13 protein-coding genes are annotated in these 16235 nt (G+C 62.6%); 9 read left to right on the forward strand and 4 right to left on the reverse strand.

Features of this window, described 5'->3' with window-relative positions; translation table 11 throughout:
* Window positions 1–82: 82 nt before the first annotated feature.
* From lspA to BMZ35_RS10005, 4 genes are all read left to right on the forward strand, one after another.
* The gene (gene lspA / locus BMZ35_RS09990) at window positions 83–553 is read left to right on the forward strand and encodes a signal peptidase II (RefSeq protein WP_093093534.1); all 471 of its coding nucleotides are present in this window, start codon (window positions 83–85) and stop codon (window positions 551–553) included.
* A 52-nt stretch (window positions 554–605) separates the two neighbouring features.
* Window positions 606–1121, forward strand: a complete 516-nt coding sequence (locus BMZ35_RS09995; RefSeq protein WP_093093536.1) for a DUF3035 domain-containing protein — start codon at window positions 606–608, stop codon at window positions 1119–1121.
* A 101-nt stretch (window positions 1122–1222) separates the two neighbouring features.
* Window positions 1223–2557, forward strand: coding sequence for a M16 family metallopeptidase (locus tag BMZ35_RS10000; RefSeq protein WP_093093538.1), 1335 nt, complete (start codon window positions 1223–1225; stop codon window positions 2555–2557).
* Complete coding sequence (locus BMZ35_RS10005; protein WP_093093540.1) at window positions 2554–3852, forward strand: M16 family metallopeptidase; 1299 nt, start codon at window positions 2554–2556, stop codon at window positions 3850–3852. Before BMZ35_RS10000 ends, BMZ35_RS10005 begins: the two co-directional genes overlap by 4 nt.
* A gap of 90 nt (window positions 3853–3942) precedes the next feature.
* Here the strand turns inward: BMZ35_RS10005 and BMZ35_RS10010 are convergent, their stop codons facing one another.
* Both BMZ35_RS10010 and deoC read right to left on the reverse strand, forming a co-directional pair.
* Window positions 3943–6288 carry an aldehyde dehydrogenase family protein gene (locus tag BMZ35_RS10010; protein WP_093093542.1) on the reverse strand — a complete coding sequence of 782 codons (2346 nt, stop codon included), beginning with the start codon at window positions 6286–6288 and terminating at the stop codon, window positions 3943–3945.
* 10 nt (window positions 6289–6298) lie between these two features.
* Window positions 6299–7291, reverse strand: a complete 993-nt coding sequence (deoC, locus tag BMZ35_RS10015) for a deoxyribose-phosphate aldolase (RefSeq protein ID WP_093093543.1) — start codon at window positions 7289–7291, stop codon at window positions 6299–6301.
* A 187-nt stretch (window positions 7292–7478) separates the two neighbouring features.
* On the opposite strand from deoC, the gene BMZ35_RS10020 reads away from it, so the two are divergent.
* Genes BMZ35_RS10020 through BMZ35_RS10035 form a run of 4 tightly spaced genes read left to right on the forward strand, consistent with a single transcriptional unit; the run spans window position 7479 to window position 11382 of the window.
* On the forward strand, window positions 7479–8441 hold the full coding sequence (locus BMZ35_RS10020) for a metal ABC transporter solute-binding protein, Zn/Mn family (protein ID WP_093093545.1): 963 nt from the start codon (window positions 7479–7481) through the stop codon (window positions 8439–8441).
* A gap of 2 nt (window positions 8442–8443) precedes the next feature.
* A complete protein-coding gene (locus BMZ35_RS10025) occupies window positions 8444–9250 on the forward strand; it encodes a metal ABC transporter ATP-binding protein (RefSeq protein ID WP_093093547.1) in 807 nt (268 codons plus the stop codon).
* A gap of 3 nt (window positions 9251–9253) precedes the next feature.
* Window positions 9254–10459 carry a metal ABC transporter permease gene (locus tag BMZ35_RS10030; RefSeq protein ID WP_093093549.1) on the forward strand — a complete coding sequence of 402 codons (1206 nt, stop codon included), beginning with the start codon at window positions 9254–9256 and terminating at the stop codon, window positions 10457–10459.
* On the forward strand, window positions 10456–11382 hold the full coding sequence (locus BMZ35_RS10035; RefSeq protein ID WP_093093551.1) for a metal ABC transporter permease: 927 nt from the start codon (window positions 10456–10458) through the stop codon (window positions 11380–11382). Before BMZ35_RS10030 ends, BMZ35_RS10035 begins: the two co-directional genes overlap by 4 nt.
* Window positions 11383–11442: 60 nt before the next feature.
* On the opposite strand, the gene BMZ35_RS10040 is transcribed toward BMZ35_RS10035, so the two are convergent.
* Window positions 11443–13200: a SulP family inorganic anion transporter gene (locus BMZ35_RS10040; RefSeq protein ID WP_093093553.1), complete on the reverse strand. Its 1758-nt coding sequence runs from the start codon at window positions 13198–13200 to the stop codon at window positions 11443–11445.
* Window positions 13201–13506: 306 nt separating this feature from the next.
* Here BMZ35_RS10040 and BMZ35_RS10045 point away from each other — a divergent pair, with 306 nt between their 5' ends.
* Window positions 13507–14211, forward strand: coding sequence for a methyltransferase (locus BMZ35_RS10045; RefSeq protein WP_093093555.1), 705 nt, complete (start codon window positions 13507–13509; stop codon window positions 14209–14211).
* A gap of 174 nt (window positions 14212–14385) precedes the next feature.
* On the opposite strand, the gene BMZ35_RS10050 is transcribed toward BMZ35_RS10045, so the two are convergent.
* Window positions 14386–16059 carry a bifunctional protein tyrosine phosphatase family protein/NAD(P)/FAD-dependent oxidoreductase gene (locus BMZ35_RS10050; protein ID WP_093093557.1) on the reverse strand — a complete coding sequence of 558 codons (1674 nt, stop codon included), beginning with the start codon at window positions 16057–16059 and terminating at the stop codon, window positions 14386–14388.
* Window positions 16060–16235 lie beyond the last annotated feature (176 nt).

Genomic DNA, 16235 nt, shown 5'->3' on the forward strand with positions numbered 1-16235 from the left:
GGGGCGGGCCGCACAGTTCATGGTGTAAGCCCCTGAAAACAAGGGGCACACCGTTTCGCAGAGAGGCAGAAAGGGGGCGCGTATGCGTCTGGTGTTCTGGGCCGGATTCTGGGCCTTTATCACCGATCAGGCGAGCAAATATGCCGTGGTGCATTTGCTGAACCTGCGGGAAGTGCTGTTCATCGACGTGCTGCCGCCGCTGTTGCGGTTCACGATGGCGTGGAACGAGGGCATCAATTTCGGCCTGTTTGCCAACAGCGCGGATACCGCGCGCTGGGTGCTGATCGGGGTGGCGCTGGCGGTATCCGCCTTCGTGCTGTTCTGGGTGCGGCGTGATCCGCCGGGCAAATGGGGCATGATCAGTGCCGGGTTGCTGATCGGGGGGGCGATCGGCAACGTGGTTGACCGGCTGCTTTACGGGGCTGTTGCCGATTTTCTGAACATGTCCTGTTGCGGGATCGACAATCCCTTTGCCTTCAACCTCGCGGATGTGTGGATTTTTGCCGGGGCCTTGGGGCTGGTGTTTTTCGGCGGGAGCAAAAGAGAGGCGTGACCTTGCCGTGACGATGCGGTAAAGCTTGGCCCGAGGTTGCAGGAGGTATGCCATGCGTTTGCGGCATGTGCTTATGATCGGTTTGGTTCTGGGTCTTGCCGCGTGCGGCAACGACAAGGGCGTTCGCGTGCTGAGTTCCAACGGCGAAGGACCCGACGAGTTCCGTATCGTTCCCGGCAAACCGCTTACCCAGCCCAAGGATTACGCCGCCCTGCCAGCACCGACACCGGGACAGGGCAACATCACCGATCAGGACCCGCTTGGGGACGCGGCGGTGGCGTTGGGCGGATCGGCCAAGGCGCGCAACAACACGCAAGGGATCGGCAGTTCGGACGGGGCGCTGGTCAACTACGCCTCGCGCAAGGGGCGGGATGGCAATATCCGTCAAACCGTCGGGGCCGAGGACGCGGAATTCCGGCGCAAGCGTGGCCGGTTCACCAACATCCGCATCGTGAAAGAAGATCGCTATAACGAGATCTACAAGCGCGAGCACCTCGACTATTATCCCGAGTGGTGGCGCTGGCGCAAAGCCGGGGCCAAGACGCCTGCGGCGCCGCCGGGATCCTGAGTCTAACGCAAATCGTCATCTCACATCTTCGTTTGTGCCCTTGCAGCGGGGCGCAGCGGGCGTAACTATTCCCCGAGACATCAAAAACCGGGAGTGTGTTTATGTTGCGAAGCTTGGCTTTGGCCCTTGGGGTGGCGTTGTGCGCCGTGCCTGTCTGGGCCAATGATCTGGTCACGGATTTCACGCTGGATAACGGTATGCAGGTGGTCGTGGTTGAGGATCATCGCGCGCCTGTTGTGGTGCATATGGTTTGGTATCGCGCCGGGTCCGCAGATGAAAAGCCCGGTGTCTCGGGCGTGGCGCATTTCCTCGAACACCTGTTGTTCAAGGGCACCGATACGTTGGAACCGGGTGAGTTCTCGGCCACGGTTGCGGCGCAGGGTGGGCGGGACAACGCCTTTACCAGCTATGACTATACCGCCTATTTTCAACGGGTTGCGGCTGATCGGCTGGAATTGATGATGAAGATGGAAAGCGACCGGATGGTCAATATCCGTCTGGGCGAAGAAGAAATTCTGACCGAGCGCGACGTGATCATCGAGGAACGCAACATGCGGGTCGAGAACAGCCCCGGCGCGCTGTTTCGGGAACAGATGGGGGCGGTTCAGTATTACAACCATCGTTATGGCGTGCCGATCATTGGCTGGCGTCACGAGATGGAACAGCTCGGATTGCAGGACGCGCTGGAGTACTACGGCACCTATTACGCCCCCAACAATGCCATTCTGATCGTGGCAGGGGATGTGGAGCCCGATGCGGTGAAGGCGCTGGCCGAGCAGTATTATGGCGTGATCCCCGCCAATCCGGACTTGCCCGAACGTGCCCGTCCGCAGGAGCCGCCCCAGACCACACCCCGGCGCATGGTTTATACCGATCCGCGCGTCGCGCAGCCCTATGTGACGCGCTCTTACCTGGCCCCGGAGCGCAATCCCGGCGATCAGCGGCAGGCGGCGGCGCTGACCTTGCTGGGCGAAATTCTGGGGGGCGGGACGACCTCGGTTCTGAACCAGAAACTGCAGTTCGAACAGAAGCTGAGCGTATACACGGGGGCATGGTACAGCGGCGTGTCGCTGGATCGGACCACCTTTAACCTGACGGTGGTGCCGGTGCCCGGCGTGTCCCTGCAAGAGGCGGAAGACGCAATGGACGCGGCGGTGGCCGAGTTTCTTGAGACCGGAGTGGATGCAGAGCAGCTTGAGCGGATCAAGATGCAGCTTCGGGCGGCGCAGATCTATGAGCGCGACGACGTAGGTCGGTTGGCCAACCGCTATGGGCGGGCGCTGACGTCGGGGCTGACGATTGCCGACATTCAGGAGTGGCCCGAGATCCTGCAATCGGTGACGGGAGAAGAGATTGTCGCCGCTGCACGAGCCGTGTTCGAGAAGAAAAATTCCGTGACCGGCTGGCTGATGGCCGAGGAAGAGGTGACGCAATGATGCGCTTTGTTCTGAGTTTCGTCGCCCTCATGGCGGCGGTCCCGGCGATGGCCGAAATCGCGATCAAGGAAGTGACCTCGCCCGGTGGGATCAAGGCATGGCTTGTCGAAGAGCCATCGATTCCCTTCATGGCGCTGGAAATACGCTTCAAGGGCGGTACGTCACTAGATGCGCCGGGCAAGCGCGGGGCGACCAACCTGATGGTGGGATTGCTGGAAGAGGGGGCTGGCGATCTGGATGCGCAGGGTTTTGCCAAGGCGGGCGAGTCGCTGGCGGCGCAGTTCGGCTATGACAGCGGCGACGATGCGGTGGCGATTTCGGCGCGGGTGCTGAGCGAGAACCGCGACGAGGCACTTGAACTGCTGCGCCTGTCGCTGATCGCGCCGAGCTTTCCCGAAACCGCGCTGGAGCGGGTGCGTAATCAGGTGCTGAGCGGAATTCGGTCGAGCCTGAAGGACCCCGACAAGATTGCGAGCGCGCGGTTCAATGCGCTGGTCTTTGGGGATCACCCGTATGGGTCGGATGAGAACGGCACGCTTGAAAGCGTGTCGGCGCTGAGCCGGGAGGACATCGTGGCGGCCCACCGAGGGGCGCTGGCCAAGGATCGCATGTACGTGTCGGCGGTGGGCGATATCACGGCCGAAGAGTTGGGGCCGCTGCTGGATCGTCTTCTGGGCGAATTGCCCGAAACCGGCGCCGCGATGCCCGCGCAGTCTGCCCCGCAGATCACGGGGACTGTCGACGTGGTGGATTTCGATACACCGCAATCGGTCGCGATTTTCGGGCAGGCGGGCATGCATCGCGATGACCCGGATTTCTTTGCCGCCTACCTTCTGAGCACGATCCTTGGGGGGGGCGGGTTCGAGAGCCGCCTCATGACAGAGGTGCGCGAGAAACGCGGGCTGACTTACGGAATCTACTCTTATCTTGTGCCGAAAGACCTTGCCAATCTCTACCTCGGCAGCGTGGCGTCGGCCAATGACCGGATCGGGGAAACGATTGCCGTGATCCGGGAGGAATGGGCCAAGATATCGTCCGAGGGCGTGACGGCGGAAGAGCTGGACGCGGCGAAGGCGCTTTTAACCGGTGCATATCCGCTGCGGTTTGACGGGAACAGTTCGATTGCCAATATCATGGTGGGCATGCAGGTTGATGACATGCCGATCGACTACATGGTGACGCGCAACGACAAGGTGAATGCCGTGACGCTGGAGGATGTGAACCGCGTGGCGCGTGAGTTGCTGGACCCCGAAACGCTCATGTTCGTGGTGGTGGGCAAGCCCAAGGGGGTGTGAGGGGGCTTTGCCCCCGTCCCTGCGGGCCTCCCCCGGAGTATTTCTGGCAAAATGAAGAGGGGGCGGTCCGGGTGCGGCCGTCCCCTTTTGTTATTCGCCGTAGGGGATCCAGATATTCTTGACCTCGGTGGCGGCCTGCAGGAAGGCGCGGCCTTCGCCTTTTGGTCCCAACCAGTCGCGCTGAGTGGCGTTGTTGACCCATGTGCGTTTGAGGTTGTGGGCACTTTCGCGCTCGATGGTTTTTGCAAGGTCGGTCGATGAGAAGGACCAGACCGCATCGACATCCATGTGGCCCGCGAGCGGCTTGGCCAGATCGCTATGGGAGCCGGTGAGGATATTGACCACGCCTGCCGGGACATCGGAGGTTTCCAGCACCTGGTAGAAATCGGTAGCGGCCAGCGGGAAGGGTTCGGACGCGACCAGAATAGCGCGGTTGCCCATGGCGATGGCGGGGGCCATGAGGGAAACCAGCCCGAGAAGCGGTGCGTCATCGGGGCAGAAGGCGCCGATCACGCCGACCGGTTCTTTCATCGCCAACGCCACACCGCGAATGGGGACGCCATGCGCCTGACCGTCGTATTTGTCGGCCCATGCCGCGTAGGTGAAGAGGCGGTGAATGGCGGCGTCGACCTCTTTCGCGCCCGAGCGTGCGCCGGTGAGCGCGTTGATCCGATGCGCGAATTCATCGGCGCGGGTCGAGAGATTTTCGGCGATGTAGTAGAGGATCTGGGCGCGCAGGTGGCCTGTTGTTCCGGACCAGCCCTTGGCGGCCTGTGCGGCTTCGACAGCGTTGCGGATATCTTTGCGGTTGGCGATCGGGGCCTGTCCGAGGATGTTGCCGGATTTTCCGTAGATCGTCTGGGAATAGCCGCCGTCGGGACGGGCCTGTTTGCCGCCGACATAAAGCTTGGCCGTGCGGTCGAGCGGATCGGACGGGCCTTTGTCACCCGGCAGCGCCTCGATGGGTTTGAGGGGTTTGGGACTGCCTTTGGGTTTGGTGTAGGCCGCGAGCCCTTCCCAGCCGCCTTCGCGCCCAAAGCCGCTTTCGCGCAGACCGCCAAACCCAGCGGCGGCGTCAAAGAGGTTGGTGGCGTTGATCCAGACCACGCCGGCAACCAGTTTCGGGGCCACGTCGAGCGCGAGATTGATGTTTTCGCTCCAGAGCGAGGCGGCGAGGCCGTAGCGGGTGTTGTTGGCAAGCTGGACCGCTTCGGACGGGGTGCGGAAGGTGGTGGAGACCAGAACCGGGCCGAAGATTTCCTCTTGCATGAGGCGCGCGGAGGGGGCGAGGCCGGTGATCAGCGTCGGTGGATAGAAACAGCCCTCGGGTGGCAGGTCGATCCGGGCGTGGTAGGTTTCGCCTTCGGTGTTGGACGAGACCATGTCGGTGATGGTCTTGAGTTGAACCGGGTCCACGACGGCGCCCACGTCTATGCATTTGTCGAGCGGGTTGCCAATGCGCAGCCCGTCCATGCGGGACTTGAGTTTCTCATGGAAGCGGTCGGCGATGCCTTCCTGAACCAGCAGGCGTGATCCGGCGCAGCAGACCTGTCCCTGGTTGAACCAGATTGCGTCGACGAGGCCTTCGATTGCTGAATCTATGTCGGCGTCGTCAAAGACGATGTAGGGGGATTTGCCGCCAAGTTCGAGGGTGAGCGATTTGCCGGAACCTGCGGTGGCGGCGCGGATGGCGCGGCCGACCGAGGTGGAGCCGGTGAAGGCGATCTTGTCGATGCCGTCGTGGGTGGTGATCATTTCGCCCACGGCGCCATCACCGGTGACGATGTTCACGACACCTGCCGGAAGGCCCGCCTGTTGGCAGATATCGGCAAACAAAAGGGCGGTGAGCGAGGTGTATTCGGCGGGTTTCAGGACCACCGTATTGCCCATGGCCAGCGCGGGCGCGATTTTCCATGCCAGCATCAGGAGCGGGAAGTTCCACGGGATGATCTGACCGCAGACGCCGATAGCCTGTTGGTCGGGGAGTTCGGACTCCATCAGTTGGGCCATGCCCGCGTGATAGTAGAAATGGCGCTGAGCGAGGGGGATGTCGATATCGCGGCTTTCGCGGATCGGTTTGCCGTTGTCGAGGGTTTCAAGCACGGCAAAGAGGCGGGCGTGTTTCTGCAAGAGCCGCGCGATGGCGTAGAGGTGTTTCGCGCGCCCATGACCGCCAAGTTTTTCCCATTTGGGTTGCGCCTTGCGGGCGGCGGTGACGGCGGCGTTGACCTCGTCTGCGGTGGCTTGGGACAGGTCGGCCAGCGTTTCGCCATTGGCGGGATTGGACGACTGGAAGTCCTTGCGCGGTTCGGTCCATGTGCCATTGATGAACTGACCAAAGGCGGCGCCCTGATCGACGATCCAGGCAAGCGCGTCGGCGGCGGATTCGGGGGCGGGGCCGTAGTCCATGGTCTCGAAGATTTCCTTGATGGTCATAATGGTATCCTCAGGCCATGGCGTGGCGGTAGGAGGCCGAGTAATGGCCGGTGACGTGGTGTTCCAACTGGCGTTCGATGTCGCCCAGAAGCGAGGAGGCGCCAAAACGGAAAAGGTCGGGTTGCAGCCAGCGGTCGCCCAACTCGTCTTTCATTAGCGACAGGTAGACTAGCGCGTCCTTGGCCTTGGAGATGCCGCCGGCGGGTTTGTAGCCGACGCGGTAGCCGGTGCGGTCATAGTAGTCGCGGATGGCGCGGATCATGACGAGCGATACGGGCAGGGTGGCGTTGACGCTTTCCTTGCCCGTGGAGGTCTTGATGAAATCGGCGCCCGCCATCATGCAGACCAGCGAGGCGCGGGCGACGTTGCGGAGCGTGCCCAACTCGCCGGTGGCGAGGATGGCTTTGACATGAGCGTCGCCACTGGCGGCGCGGAAGGCGGCCATTTCGTCATAGAGTGCCTGCCAGTTGCCCTGCAGGACATGGCGGCGGGTGATGACGATGTCGATCTCTTCGGCCCCGGCCTTGACGCTTTCCCCGATCTCGGCGACGCGCAGGTGAAAGGGCGAAAGGCCCGCCGGAAAGCCAGTGGAGACAGCTGCGACGGGGATGCCGGTGCCCGAGAGGGCGTCAACGGCGGTGGGCACCATGTCGTGATAGACGCAGACCGCGCCGGTGGTGAGGCCGGTCATGCCAAGCGCCTCAAGGATGTCGGCGCGCACTGGTTGGGCGGCCTTGGCACACAGGCGGCGGACGCGGCCCTCGGTGTCGTCCCCGGCCAACGTGGTCAGGTCGATGCAGGAAATGGCACGACAGAGCCACGCGGCCTGATAGTCTTTCTTGACCGAGCGGCGGCCCGGCAGGGTCTTGGCGCGGCGTTCGATGGCCGAGGTGTTGGCCTGTGCGGTGCGCACCCAGTCGAGATCCAGCGCCATGCCGGGATTTCGGGGTTCGATCGCCGTGGGCAACTGGTGGTCAGCGTCGGTCTTGGTGGGCGTCTGCATGGGTCCGTCCTGTGCGAAAAACAGGCCCTACCGTGTCATGCGGGCGCTAACATTTCAAGCATTCGCGTGCGGTCAGCGGCGATATTTTGACCATATGGTAAAGTCTTTTTGCAAATAATTCGCAATTGCGTTGACTTTCTTGCGAATGGTTCTCATATTCATTTCAAACGCAGCCAGAGGAGTCGACATGCGATTCTCGCGACGTGGATTTATGATTACCGGACTGGCCGGAGCGATGGCTCTGGCGGCGCCTGTCTGGGCGGGTGGCACCCTTTCCGTAGTGGCGACCACCGGCATGATCGCGGACACCGCACGCCGGATCGGCGGTGATCTGGTCGAGGTCAAGGCGCTGATGGGGCCGGGGGTAGACCCGCATGCCTATCGTCAGACGCGCACGGATATTGTTGCGATGACCCGTGCGGACCTCGTGTTGTGGCACGGTCTGTATCTCGAAGCGCAGATGGAAGAGTTTTTCCACAAGCTCGCAAAACGCAGCAGTGTCGTGGCCGTGACCGATACGCTGCCGCGCGAAATGTTGCGTGGGCATGACGATTATGCCGACAAGTTTGACCCCCATGTGTGGATGGATCCGGGCCTTTGGATCACGGTCGCAGAGCGTATCCGCGATGCGCTGAGCGAAAAGGCCCCGGAACAGGCCGCGATATTTGCCGAGAATACTGCCACCCTGGTTAACGAACTCAAAACCCTGCGGGCCTATGCGGTCGATACACTGGCGACCGTCCCGCAAGAGGCGCGGGTTCTGCTGACGGCGCATGATGCGTTTGGTTATTTCGGGCAGGCCTACGGGTTCGAGGTCATGGGTATTCAAGGCATTTCGACCGAGTCAGAAGCCGGGTTGAACCGGATCGGGGAGCTTGTCGATATGCTGGTCGCGCGGAAAATCAGCGCGGTGTTCGTGGAAAGCTCGGTCTCGGACCGGTCGATCCGCGCACTTGTCGAAGGGGCTGCGTCAAAGGGTCATAAGGTGTTGATCGGCGGAGAGTTGTTTTCTGACGCCATGGGGCCTGACGGTACCTATGAGGGCACCTATATCGGAATGATCGATCACAATGTGACCGTGATTGCCAATGCGTTGGGCGGATCCGCGCCCGAGCGCGGTATGCACGGCAAACTGTCGGCAGGGTTTTAACCATGACACTTGAACTGGCGGCAAATCAGGGCGCCGTGCCCACTATGCCGAACATGGAAGAGAGCCCGCTGGCGATCCGGGGCATGACCGTGTCCTATGGTCAGAAACCGGTGGTGTTCTCGGTCGACATGACGATCAAGGACGGGTCGATGACGGCGATTATCGGCCCCAACGGCGCGGGCAAGTCGACCCTTCTCAAGGCCGCCTTGGGCATCGTGAAGCCGTTGGCCGGACATGCGACAGTCTATGGCAAGCCGATGGCCGCACAGCGTGCCCGCATTGCCTATGTGCCGCAGCGCGCAAGTGTGGACTGGGATTTCCCGACTCGCGTGATCGACGTGGTTCTGATGGGGCTTTACCGTGAACTTGGTCTGTTGCGCCGCGTGCTTCAGAGCCACCGGGACACGGCAATGGCCTGCCTTGAGCGTGTCGGCATGGCCGATTTTGCAGACCGTCAGATCGGCCAGCTTTCGGGCGGCCAGCAACAGCGTGTTTTCCTTGCACGGGCTTTGGCGCAGGGGGCGGATCTCTACCTGCTGGACGAACCTTTTTCCGGGGTCGATGCGGCCACGGAAAAAGCCATTATCGCCGTGCTCAAGGGCCTGCGCGAAGAGGGCAAGACGGTGGTGGCGGTGCATCACGATCTGGCCACCGTGACCGAGTATTTTGACCGCGTGTTCATGATCAACACCCGCAAGATTGCCGAAGGCTCCGTCGGCGAAGCCTTCACACCCGAGAACCTCGACATTGCCTATGGCGGGCGCTTGGCCACCGGGCAGATCGACCAGCTGGCGCTGGCCGCGCGCTGAACCATGTTGTGGGATGCACTGACGCTGCAGCTCGGCTATAACGCCACGCTGGTGACCATTGGCGCCTGTTTTCTGGGTGTCGCGGCCGGGGTGACGGGCACATTCCTATACCTGCGCAAACGCGCGCTTGTGAGCGACGCGATCAGCCATGCCACCCTGCCGGGGGTCGGGCTGGCCTTTATCCTCATGGTGATGCTGGGCGGGGATGGGCGGAACCTGCCAATCCTGCTTTTGGGGTCGGCTGTTTCTGCCGGGCTGGGGCTTTTGTGTGTGAACTGGCTGACGCGTAACACGCGGCTGGCCGAAGATGCCGCCATTGGTGCGGTGCTGTCGGTGTTCTTTGGCTTTGGCATCGTGCTTTTGACCGTGATCCAGACCATGAGCGCGGGGCGCGCCGCCGGTTTGGAAGGATTTCTGCTTGGCTCAACCGCCGGGATGCTGTGGAATGATGCGGTGGTGATCGCGGTGGGGGGCGCGGCCACGCTGGCGCTTGTGCTGATGCTGCGCCGGCCGATGGGGCTGGTGGCGTTTGACCCGGAATTTGCCGCCTCGAGCGGGGTGAACGTGGCCCGCATCGACCTTTCCATCATGGGGCTTGCGATGGCGGTGACGGTCGTGGGGCTGAAGATCGTCGGGCTGATCCTGATCGTGGCCATGCTGATCATTCCGCCAGTGACGGCGCGGTTCTGGACCGACCGGACCGACCGGGTGGCGCTGATTTCCGGCCTGTGTGGCGGGGCGGCGGCGTGGATTGGCGCCGCGCTTTCGGCCACGGCCCCGGCGCTGCCGACGGGGCCGATCATCGTGCTGGTCAGCTTTGCCATGTTCGCCATCTCCATGTTCCTTGCGCCCAATCGCGGCGTGCTGGCGGCGGTGCTGCGTCATGGGCGGTTCCAGCGTCGGGTGCATATGCGCCAAGGGTTGCTGGCGCTGGCCCAAGGTCAGCCGATCTATGAAAACTACACGCTGCGCCTGTTGCGCAAGGCCGGGCTGGCCCATCCTGACGGTGTCGCAACCGAGGCAGGCAAGGCGCGCGCGGCCAAGGCATTGCGCGACGAAAAGCGCTGGGAACTCGTGCGGGCCGATCAGGCGTTCGAGAGCGCGGCGGCGCTCTATGACGGGCTGCGCGAGATTGAAACCGTGCTGACCGCGGACCAGATTGCCGAGATCGACACCCGGATCGGCGGACCCAGGGGGATGACGGCATGAGTGGTGCGGAGTTTGTCCCTCTGTCGCTGACGCCGATGCTGATCGGCATTTTCGCGGCGGTGGCCTGTGCCCTGCCGGGGAACTTCCTCGTACTGCGCAAACAGGCGTTGATCGGGGATGCGATCAGCCACGTCGTCCTGCCTGGAATCGTGGTGGCCTTTCTGGTCACGGGCGCGGTGTCGGCCTGGCCGATGATGATCGGCGCGGCGCTGGCCTCGGTGGTCGCGGTGGTGCTGATCGAAGCCGTGCGGCGGCTGGGCCGGATCGAGCCCGGAGCGGCGATGGGGCTGACCTTTACGGCGATGTTTGCCGCCGGGGTGCTGCTGCTTGAGCAATCGGATACGTCCGCGGTGCATCTGGATGTGGAGCACGCGCTTTATGGCAATCTCGAAAGCCTGATCTGGCTGGACGCGGTCGGCTGGGAAAGCCTGCTGGACCCGATTGCCCTTGCCGGGCTGCCCGTGGAACTGATCCGTATCGCGGTGACGCTGATGGCGGTGTGCGCCTTTACATGGTTGTTCTGGCGGCCGCTGAAACTGTCCACCTTTGATGAGGGCTTTGCCCAGACGCTGGGCATGCGCACGGGTTGGATCGGGCTTGCGCTGGTGATCGTGGCGGCGATTGCCGCCGTGGCCGCCTTTGACGCGGTTGGCTCGATCATCGTGATCGCCATGTTTATCTGTCCCCCTGCCGCCGCGCGACTGATGACCAATCAGCTCGAGGTGCAGATCGTGTGGAGCGTGGTTTTCGCCTTCCTTTCGGCTGTGCTGGGCTATGTGCTGGCAGGTTATGGGCCGCTCTGGCTGGGCCATGACAACGCAGTCAGCGCGGCAGGCATGATCGCCACGGTCTCGGGTATGATCCTCGCCCTCGCAGCGCTCTTTGCCCCGTGCCGCAAACGCGCGGGTGCCCCGGCGCACTGACGCCCCGTATTCATTTTGCCAGAAATACTCAACCGCCGCAGGCGACGGGCCAACGGCCCGTTACTGGGCCGCCAGACCAGATGCCTTGCCCCGCGCGAGCGCGGCCCAGGCGTCATATTGCGACAGGAACACCTGCCCGGTCATGTCATCCAGGAAATGACTGCGCTTGAGGCGGTCCATCACAGGGCCTTTGACCTCGGACATATGCAGCGAAATCCCCATGTCCTTGAGCCGGTGGTTGATCTCTTCAAGGCTTTCCAGCGCGCTCATGTCGATCTCGTTCACTGCCGAGCACATCAGCACGACGTGCTTGATAGGTTCGTCACAGGCGACACGGTCGTTGATGTAATCCTCAAGGAAACGCGCATTGGCAAAGTAGAGGCTTTCGTCGATGCGCAGCGTGACCAGTTCGTGATGGGTTTTCACCTTGTGGCGCAGGATATTGCGGAAGTGTTGCGTGCCGGGGACAAGCCCGACCTCGGCCACGTGGGGGCGCGACGTCTTGTAGAGGAAAAGGCCGATCGACAGGATCACCCCGGCGGACACGCCGACCTCGACCCCAAAGCCGAGCGTCAGAAGGACGGTGGCGGCCACGGCGGAGAAGTCGACCTTGGAATAACCCCATGTTTTCTTGAGGATCGAGAAATCCACAAGGGAAAGTACGGCGACGATGATGGTGGCGGCGAGCGTGGCCTTGGGCAGGAAGAACAGGAGCGGCGTGAGCAGCAGCGCGGCCAGCGCGATGCCGATGGCGGTAAAGGCCCCGGCGGCGGGGGTTTCGGCGCCTGCGTCAAAGTTCACGACCGAGCGGGCAAAGCCGCCTGTCACCGGGTAACCCCCTGAAATCGCAGCGGCAATGTTCGAAGTGCCGAGGCCGACGAGTTCCTGATCGGGCACGATGCGCTGGCGTTTCTTGGCGGCGAGCGTCTGGGCCACCGAGACCGATTCCACGAAACCGATGATCGAGATCAGCAAGGCGGAGACAAAGAGCGAGGACCAGATGTCTGCGGAAAAGCTGGGCAGCGACAGGGGGGGCAGACCGGTGGGCACTTCGCCCACGATGCGCACACCGTGGTTTTGCAGCCCGAACAGCCAGACCACCAGCGTGGTCGCGGCGACGGCGCCGACGGGGCCGGCCTTGGCAAGGATGTCGGCAAGGCGCGAGTTCATGCCGGTGCCGAGCAGGAGGGGCTTCAGCCCCTTGCGGACCCAGAACAGGAAGCCGGTGGTGACAACACCAATCACAAGCGTGATGACATTGGTTTCGGGCAGGTGCGCATAGAGCGATTGCAGCAGCGCGGTCAGGCTGTGGCCATGGGCGTCGATGCCGAAAATGTGCTTGAGCTGGCTGGTGGCAATCAGGATGCCGGAGGCGGTGATGAAGCCCGCAATCACTGGATGCGACAGGAAATTGGCAAGAAAACCAAGGCGAAACAAGCCCATCACGGTCAGGATCAATCCCGAGATGAAGGCCAGCGCAATGGCGGCGGCGGCGTATTCGGCGGTGCCTTGCAGGGCAAGGTTGCCGACGGCGGCGGCGGTCATCAGCGAGACCACGGCGACCGGGCCGACGGCCAGTGCCCGCGAGGTGCCGAAGATGGCATAGGCCACCAGCGGCAAAATCGACGCGTAAAGCCCCATCTCTGCCGGAAGGCCCGCAAGCAAAGCATAGGCCAGCGACTGCGGGATCAGCATGATCGTCACGATCACGGCGGCCACCGCGTCCGAGGTCAGCGTGTCCCGGTCATAGGTTTTCGCCCATTGCAGGATCGGCAGGTGGCGTTCGAGTTGGGCAAGACTCAGGCGGGGCAGGGACATGGGTGATTCCGATGCTGGCGATTCATTGCGATGTTATATATTCAAAATTAGGAATAAGTGAAGGGGTGGCGCGCGAGAGAGTGGGCCATTGCGCCGCGAATCTTCCAGAAATCGGGTTAATGCGGTGAAAAACACGGAAATCGGGTTTCGGTTTTGCGTCGGTATCAGGTCGGTTTTGCGTCGGCACCGGGGGATCGAAGTTGGCGAAACGCGCTTTGTTAAGCTGACGTATGTGGGGTTTGGAAAAAAGACATCCCGTTGACCCAAGCCGGGATCGGGCGTTCAATCAGGCGAGGAGAGTGCCCCATGGCGACATTGCAGGACATCCGCGCCAAGAGCGGTTGGCGTGACATTTTCGAAGGACAGGGCCAGCACCTGATCCTGCTGACGTTCCTTTTGGCCGGGGCGGCGTGGTTCCTGCAGGGAGACACGGGCACGCGGCGGTTCCTGTGGATGGACAGCGTGACCTGGGCCTGGGTGTCGGTCTGGTTGGCGGTGGCGCATCAGGGTATGGTGGCGCTGATCTTCCGGTTGCAACTGCACTTGTCGCTGATGTCGCGCTTCCTGGCCAAGCGCGACCTGCAGGTTTGGGGCTGGATGTTCTTTCCGTTCCTGATCGCGCGGCCGGTAACGGTGTTGATCGTGGCCGTTCTGGATCGCGGGTCTCTGGGGTGGCCGCTTTGGCCGAGCATCGGGGCGGGGGCCGTGCTGCTCGGGGTGGCGGGGTACACGATGTATAGCGTGAAGCGCTATTTCAGCTTTGAGCGGGCGCTGGGCGGGGATCACTTCTATGAACATTACCGCCGGATGCCGATCGTGCGGGAGGGCGCCTTCCGCTGGTCACAGAACGCGATGTATACCTTCGGTTTCATGGGGCTGTGGGGGATCGCGCTGGTCTGCGGGTCGTGGCAGGCGCTGATCGTGGCAGCGTTTCAGCACGCCTATATCTGGGTGCATATGTACACGGTCGAGGGGCCGGACATGCGGTGGTTGTACGGGGAGAATGGGTGAGAACCCCAGCCCGGAATCAAGGCGCGCTTGCGCGCCGCCGGGCAGCGCCCGACCGCCCCATGGGCGGGCGCTTATGCGGCGTTTTGACAGATATCACGCGTGCAGAACGTGGCGCGATAAAGCGCTCTTGTCCGAGGTCGGAGGCGCCCGCCCTCGGTCGGGCGCTGCACGGCTTTAGCTCGCGCTGACCTTCTCGGGCTTGGCCATCCATTCCTTGCCGCGCAGCATCGCCTTCCAGTAGACGGGCGGCAGGATCTGTTCCTTGAGCACCCAGGCCGCGCGGGTTGGCTTGGTGCCGTCAATCAGCCATTTCGGGAAGGACGGCAGCAGGGTGCCGCCATAGCCGAACTCGGCCAGAACGATCTTGCCGCGTTCCACGGTGAGCGGGCAGGAGCCGTAGCCGTTGTAGATCGCGGTGGGCGATTTGCCGTCGATGTCATCGACAAGGTTCTCGGCCACGATCGGCGCCTGAACACGGGCGGCGGCGGCGGTTTTGGCGTTGGGGGCGTTCATCACGTCCCCGAGCGACCAGATGTTTTCGTATTCCTTGTGGCGCAGCGTCGACTGGTCCACGTCGATCCAGCCCGCTTCGTCCGCGAGGGGCGACACCCGGATAAAATCTGGCGCGGTCTGGGGTGGGGTGACATGCATCATGTCGAACTCGACCGTCACGGTTTCCGGATCACTGTCGGGTTTGTTCACCGCGAAGGTCGCGGTCTTGGCCGGACCATCCACGGCAACAAGGTTGTGGAAGAAATTGAGATCGGCGTTGTAGCGTTCGACATACTCCATCAGGGCCGGGACATAGTCCTTGATGCCAAAGAGCACGCCACCCGCGTTCATGAACTGGACGTCGATATCCTTGAGCACGCCCATGCGTTCCCAGTTGCTGGCCGAAAGGTACATGGCCTTTTGCGGTGCCCCGGCGCATTTGATCGGCATAGGGGGCTGGGTAAAGAGCGCGCGGCCCTTTTTGAGGCCCTTGACCAGCTCCCACGTGTAGGGCGCGAGGTCATAGCGGTAGTTCGAGGTCACACCGTTCTTGCCCAGCGTTTCGACAAGGCCTTCGACCTTGTTCCAGTCGAGCTTGAGGCCCGGACAGACGACAAGCCGGTTGTATTTCACCACGCGGCAGCCATCGAGGATGACGGCGTTGTCCTTGGGTTCAAAGGCGGCCACGGCGGATTTGAGCCAGTGCACACCCGAAGGGATCAGGGAGCCCATAGTCTTGGCCGTGGTTTCAGCGTCGAAGATGCCGCCGCCGACCATGGTCCAGCCGGGCTGGTAATAGTGGATGTCGGCGGGGTCGATGATGGCCACGTCCAGCCCCGGTTTGCGCGACAGAAGCGACGATGCCACGGCGATGCCTGCGGCACCCCCGCCCACGATCACCACGTCAAAAGCCGCGTCGGCGGTGTCGGTCGGGGTTTTGCCGCCATTCACGATGCGGCGCACCACGCCGGCCATGTCGTAGCCTGCGGCCTTGGTTGCGGCGAGGATGTCGGAAGGCGCCATGGTCTTGGCCTGTGACAGCGACCAGAGCGTCGCCGAGCGCGTGCCGGTACGGCAATAGGCAAAGACCGGGCCGGGCAGTTCGAGAAGCGCATTGCCGAAATCATCGGCGTCTTCGTCCTGTACCTTGCCTGCGACGATGGGCAGGTAGCGGGTTTCAAGACCGGCGTCCTTGGCGGCGCTTTCGATCTCTTCAAAGGTGGGCTGGTCCGCGGCCTCGCCATCGGGGCGGTTGCAGATCACCGAGCGGAACCCCGCGGCGGCGATGTCCTTGAGGTCGGAGGGGGCGATCTGGGGAGAGACCGAGATTTGCGCGTTGATGGTCTTGATGTCCATGGGTGGACTCCTTGGCGAATGTCGACTTGCGGGCGAGCCGTCCAACGGTGATTTGTCGTTTTATCCCGTTGGTGCGCGGCTTGCCCATGTGGAATAGCGTCGCGTGTTGGCTTGGATGTATTCAATTTCATGAATAAGTCAACGTTTGAATTGACGCAGGGTGCGTTGACATTGCC

Origin of the sequence: Shimia aestuarii (assembly GCF_900114635.1) — a bacterium.
Lineage (GTDB): Bacteria > Pseudomonadota > Alphaproteobacteria > Rhodobacterales > Rhodobacteraceae > Shimia > Shimia aestuarii.

Coding starts and splice junctions, on each gene's coding strand:
- BMZ35_RS10005 (WP_093093540.1), top strand. CDS start 2,554: ATGATGCGCTTTGTTCTGAGTTTCGTCGCCCTCATGGCGGCGGTCCCG.
- BMZ35_RS10010 (WP_093093542.1), bottom strand. CDS start 6,288: ATGACCATCAAGGAAATCTTCGAGACCATGGACTACGGCCCCGCCCCC.
- BMZ35_RS10025 (WP_093093547.1), top strand. CDS start 8,444: ATGACACTTGAACTGGCGGCAAATCAGGGCGCCGTGCCCACTATGCCG.
- BMZ35_RS10030 (WP_093093549.1), top strand. CDS start 9,254: ATGTTGTGGGATGCACTGACGCTGCAGCTCGGCTATAACGCCACGCTG.
- BMZ35_RS10000 (WP_093093538.1), top strand. CDS start 1,223: ATGTTGCGAAGCTTGGCTTTGGCCCTTGGGGTGGCGTTGTGCGCCGTG.
- deoC (WP_093093543.1), bottom strand. CDS start 7,291: ATGCAGACGCCCACCAAGACCGACGCTGACCACCAGTTGCCCACGGCG.
- BMZ35_RS10050 (WP_093093557.1), bottom strand. CDS start 16,059: ATGGACATCAAGACCATCAACGCGCAAATCTCGGTCTCTCCCCAGATC.
- BMZ35_RS10040 (WP_093093553.1), bottom strand. CDS start 13,200: ATGTCCCTGCCCCGCCTGAGTCTTGCCCAACTCGAACGCCACCTGCCG.
- BMZ35_RS10020 (WP_093093545.1), top strand. CDS start 7,479: ATGCGATTCTCGCGACGTGGATTTATGATTACCGGACTGGCCGGAGCG.
- BMZ35_RS10035 (WP_093093551.1), top strand. CDS start 10,456: ATGAGTGGTGCGGAGTTTGTCCCTCTGTCGCTGACGCCGATGCTGATC.
- BMZ35_RS09995 (WP_093093536.1), top strand. CDS start 606: ATGCGTTTGCGGCATGTGCTTATGATCGGTTTGGTTCTGGGTCTTGCC.
- lspA (WP_093093534.1), top strand. CDS start 83: ATGCGTCTGGTGTTCTGGGCCGGATTCTGGGCCTTTATCACCGATCAG.
- BMZ35_RS10045 (WP_093093555.1), top strand. CDS start 13,507: ATGGCGACATTGCAGGACATCCGCGCCAAGAGCGGTTGGCGTGACATT.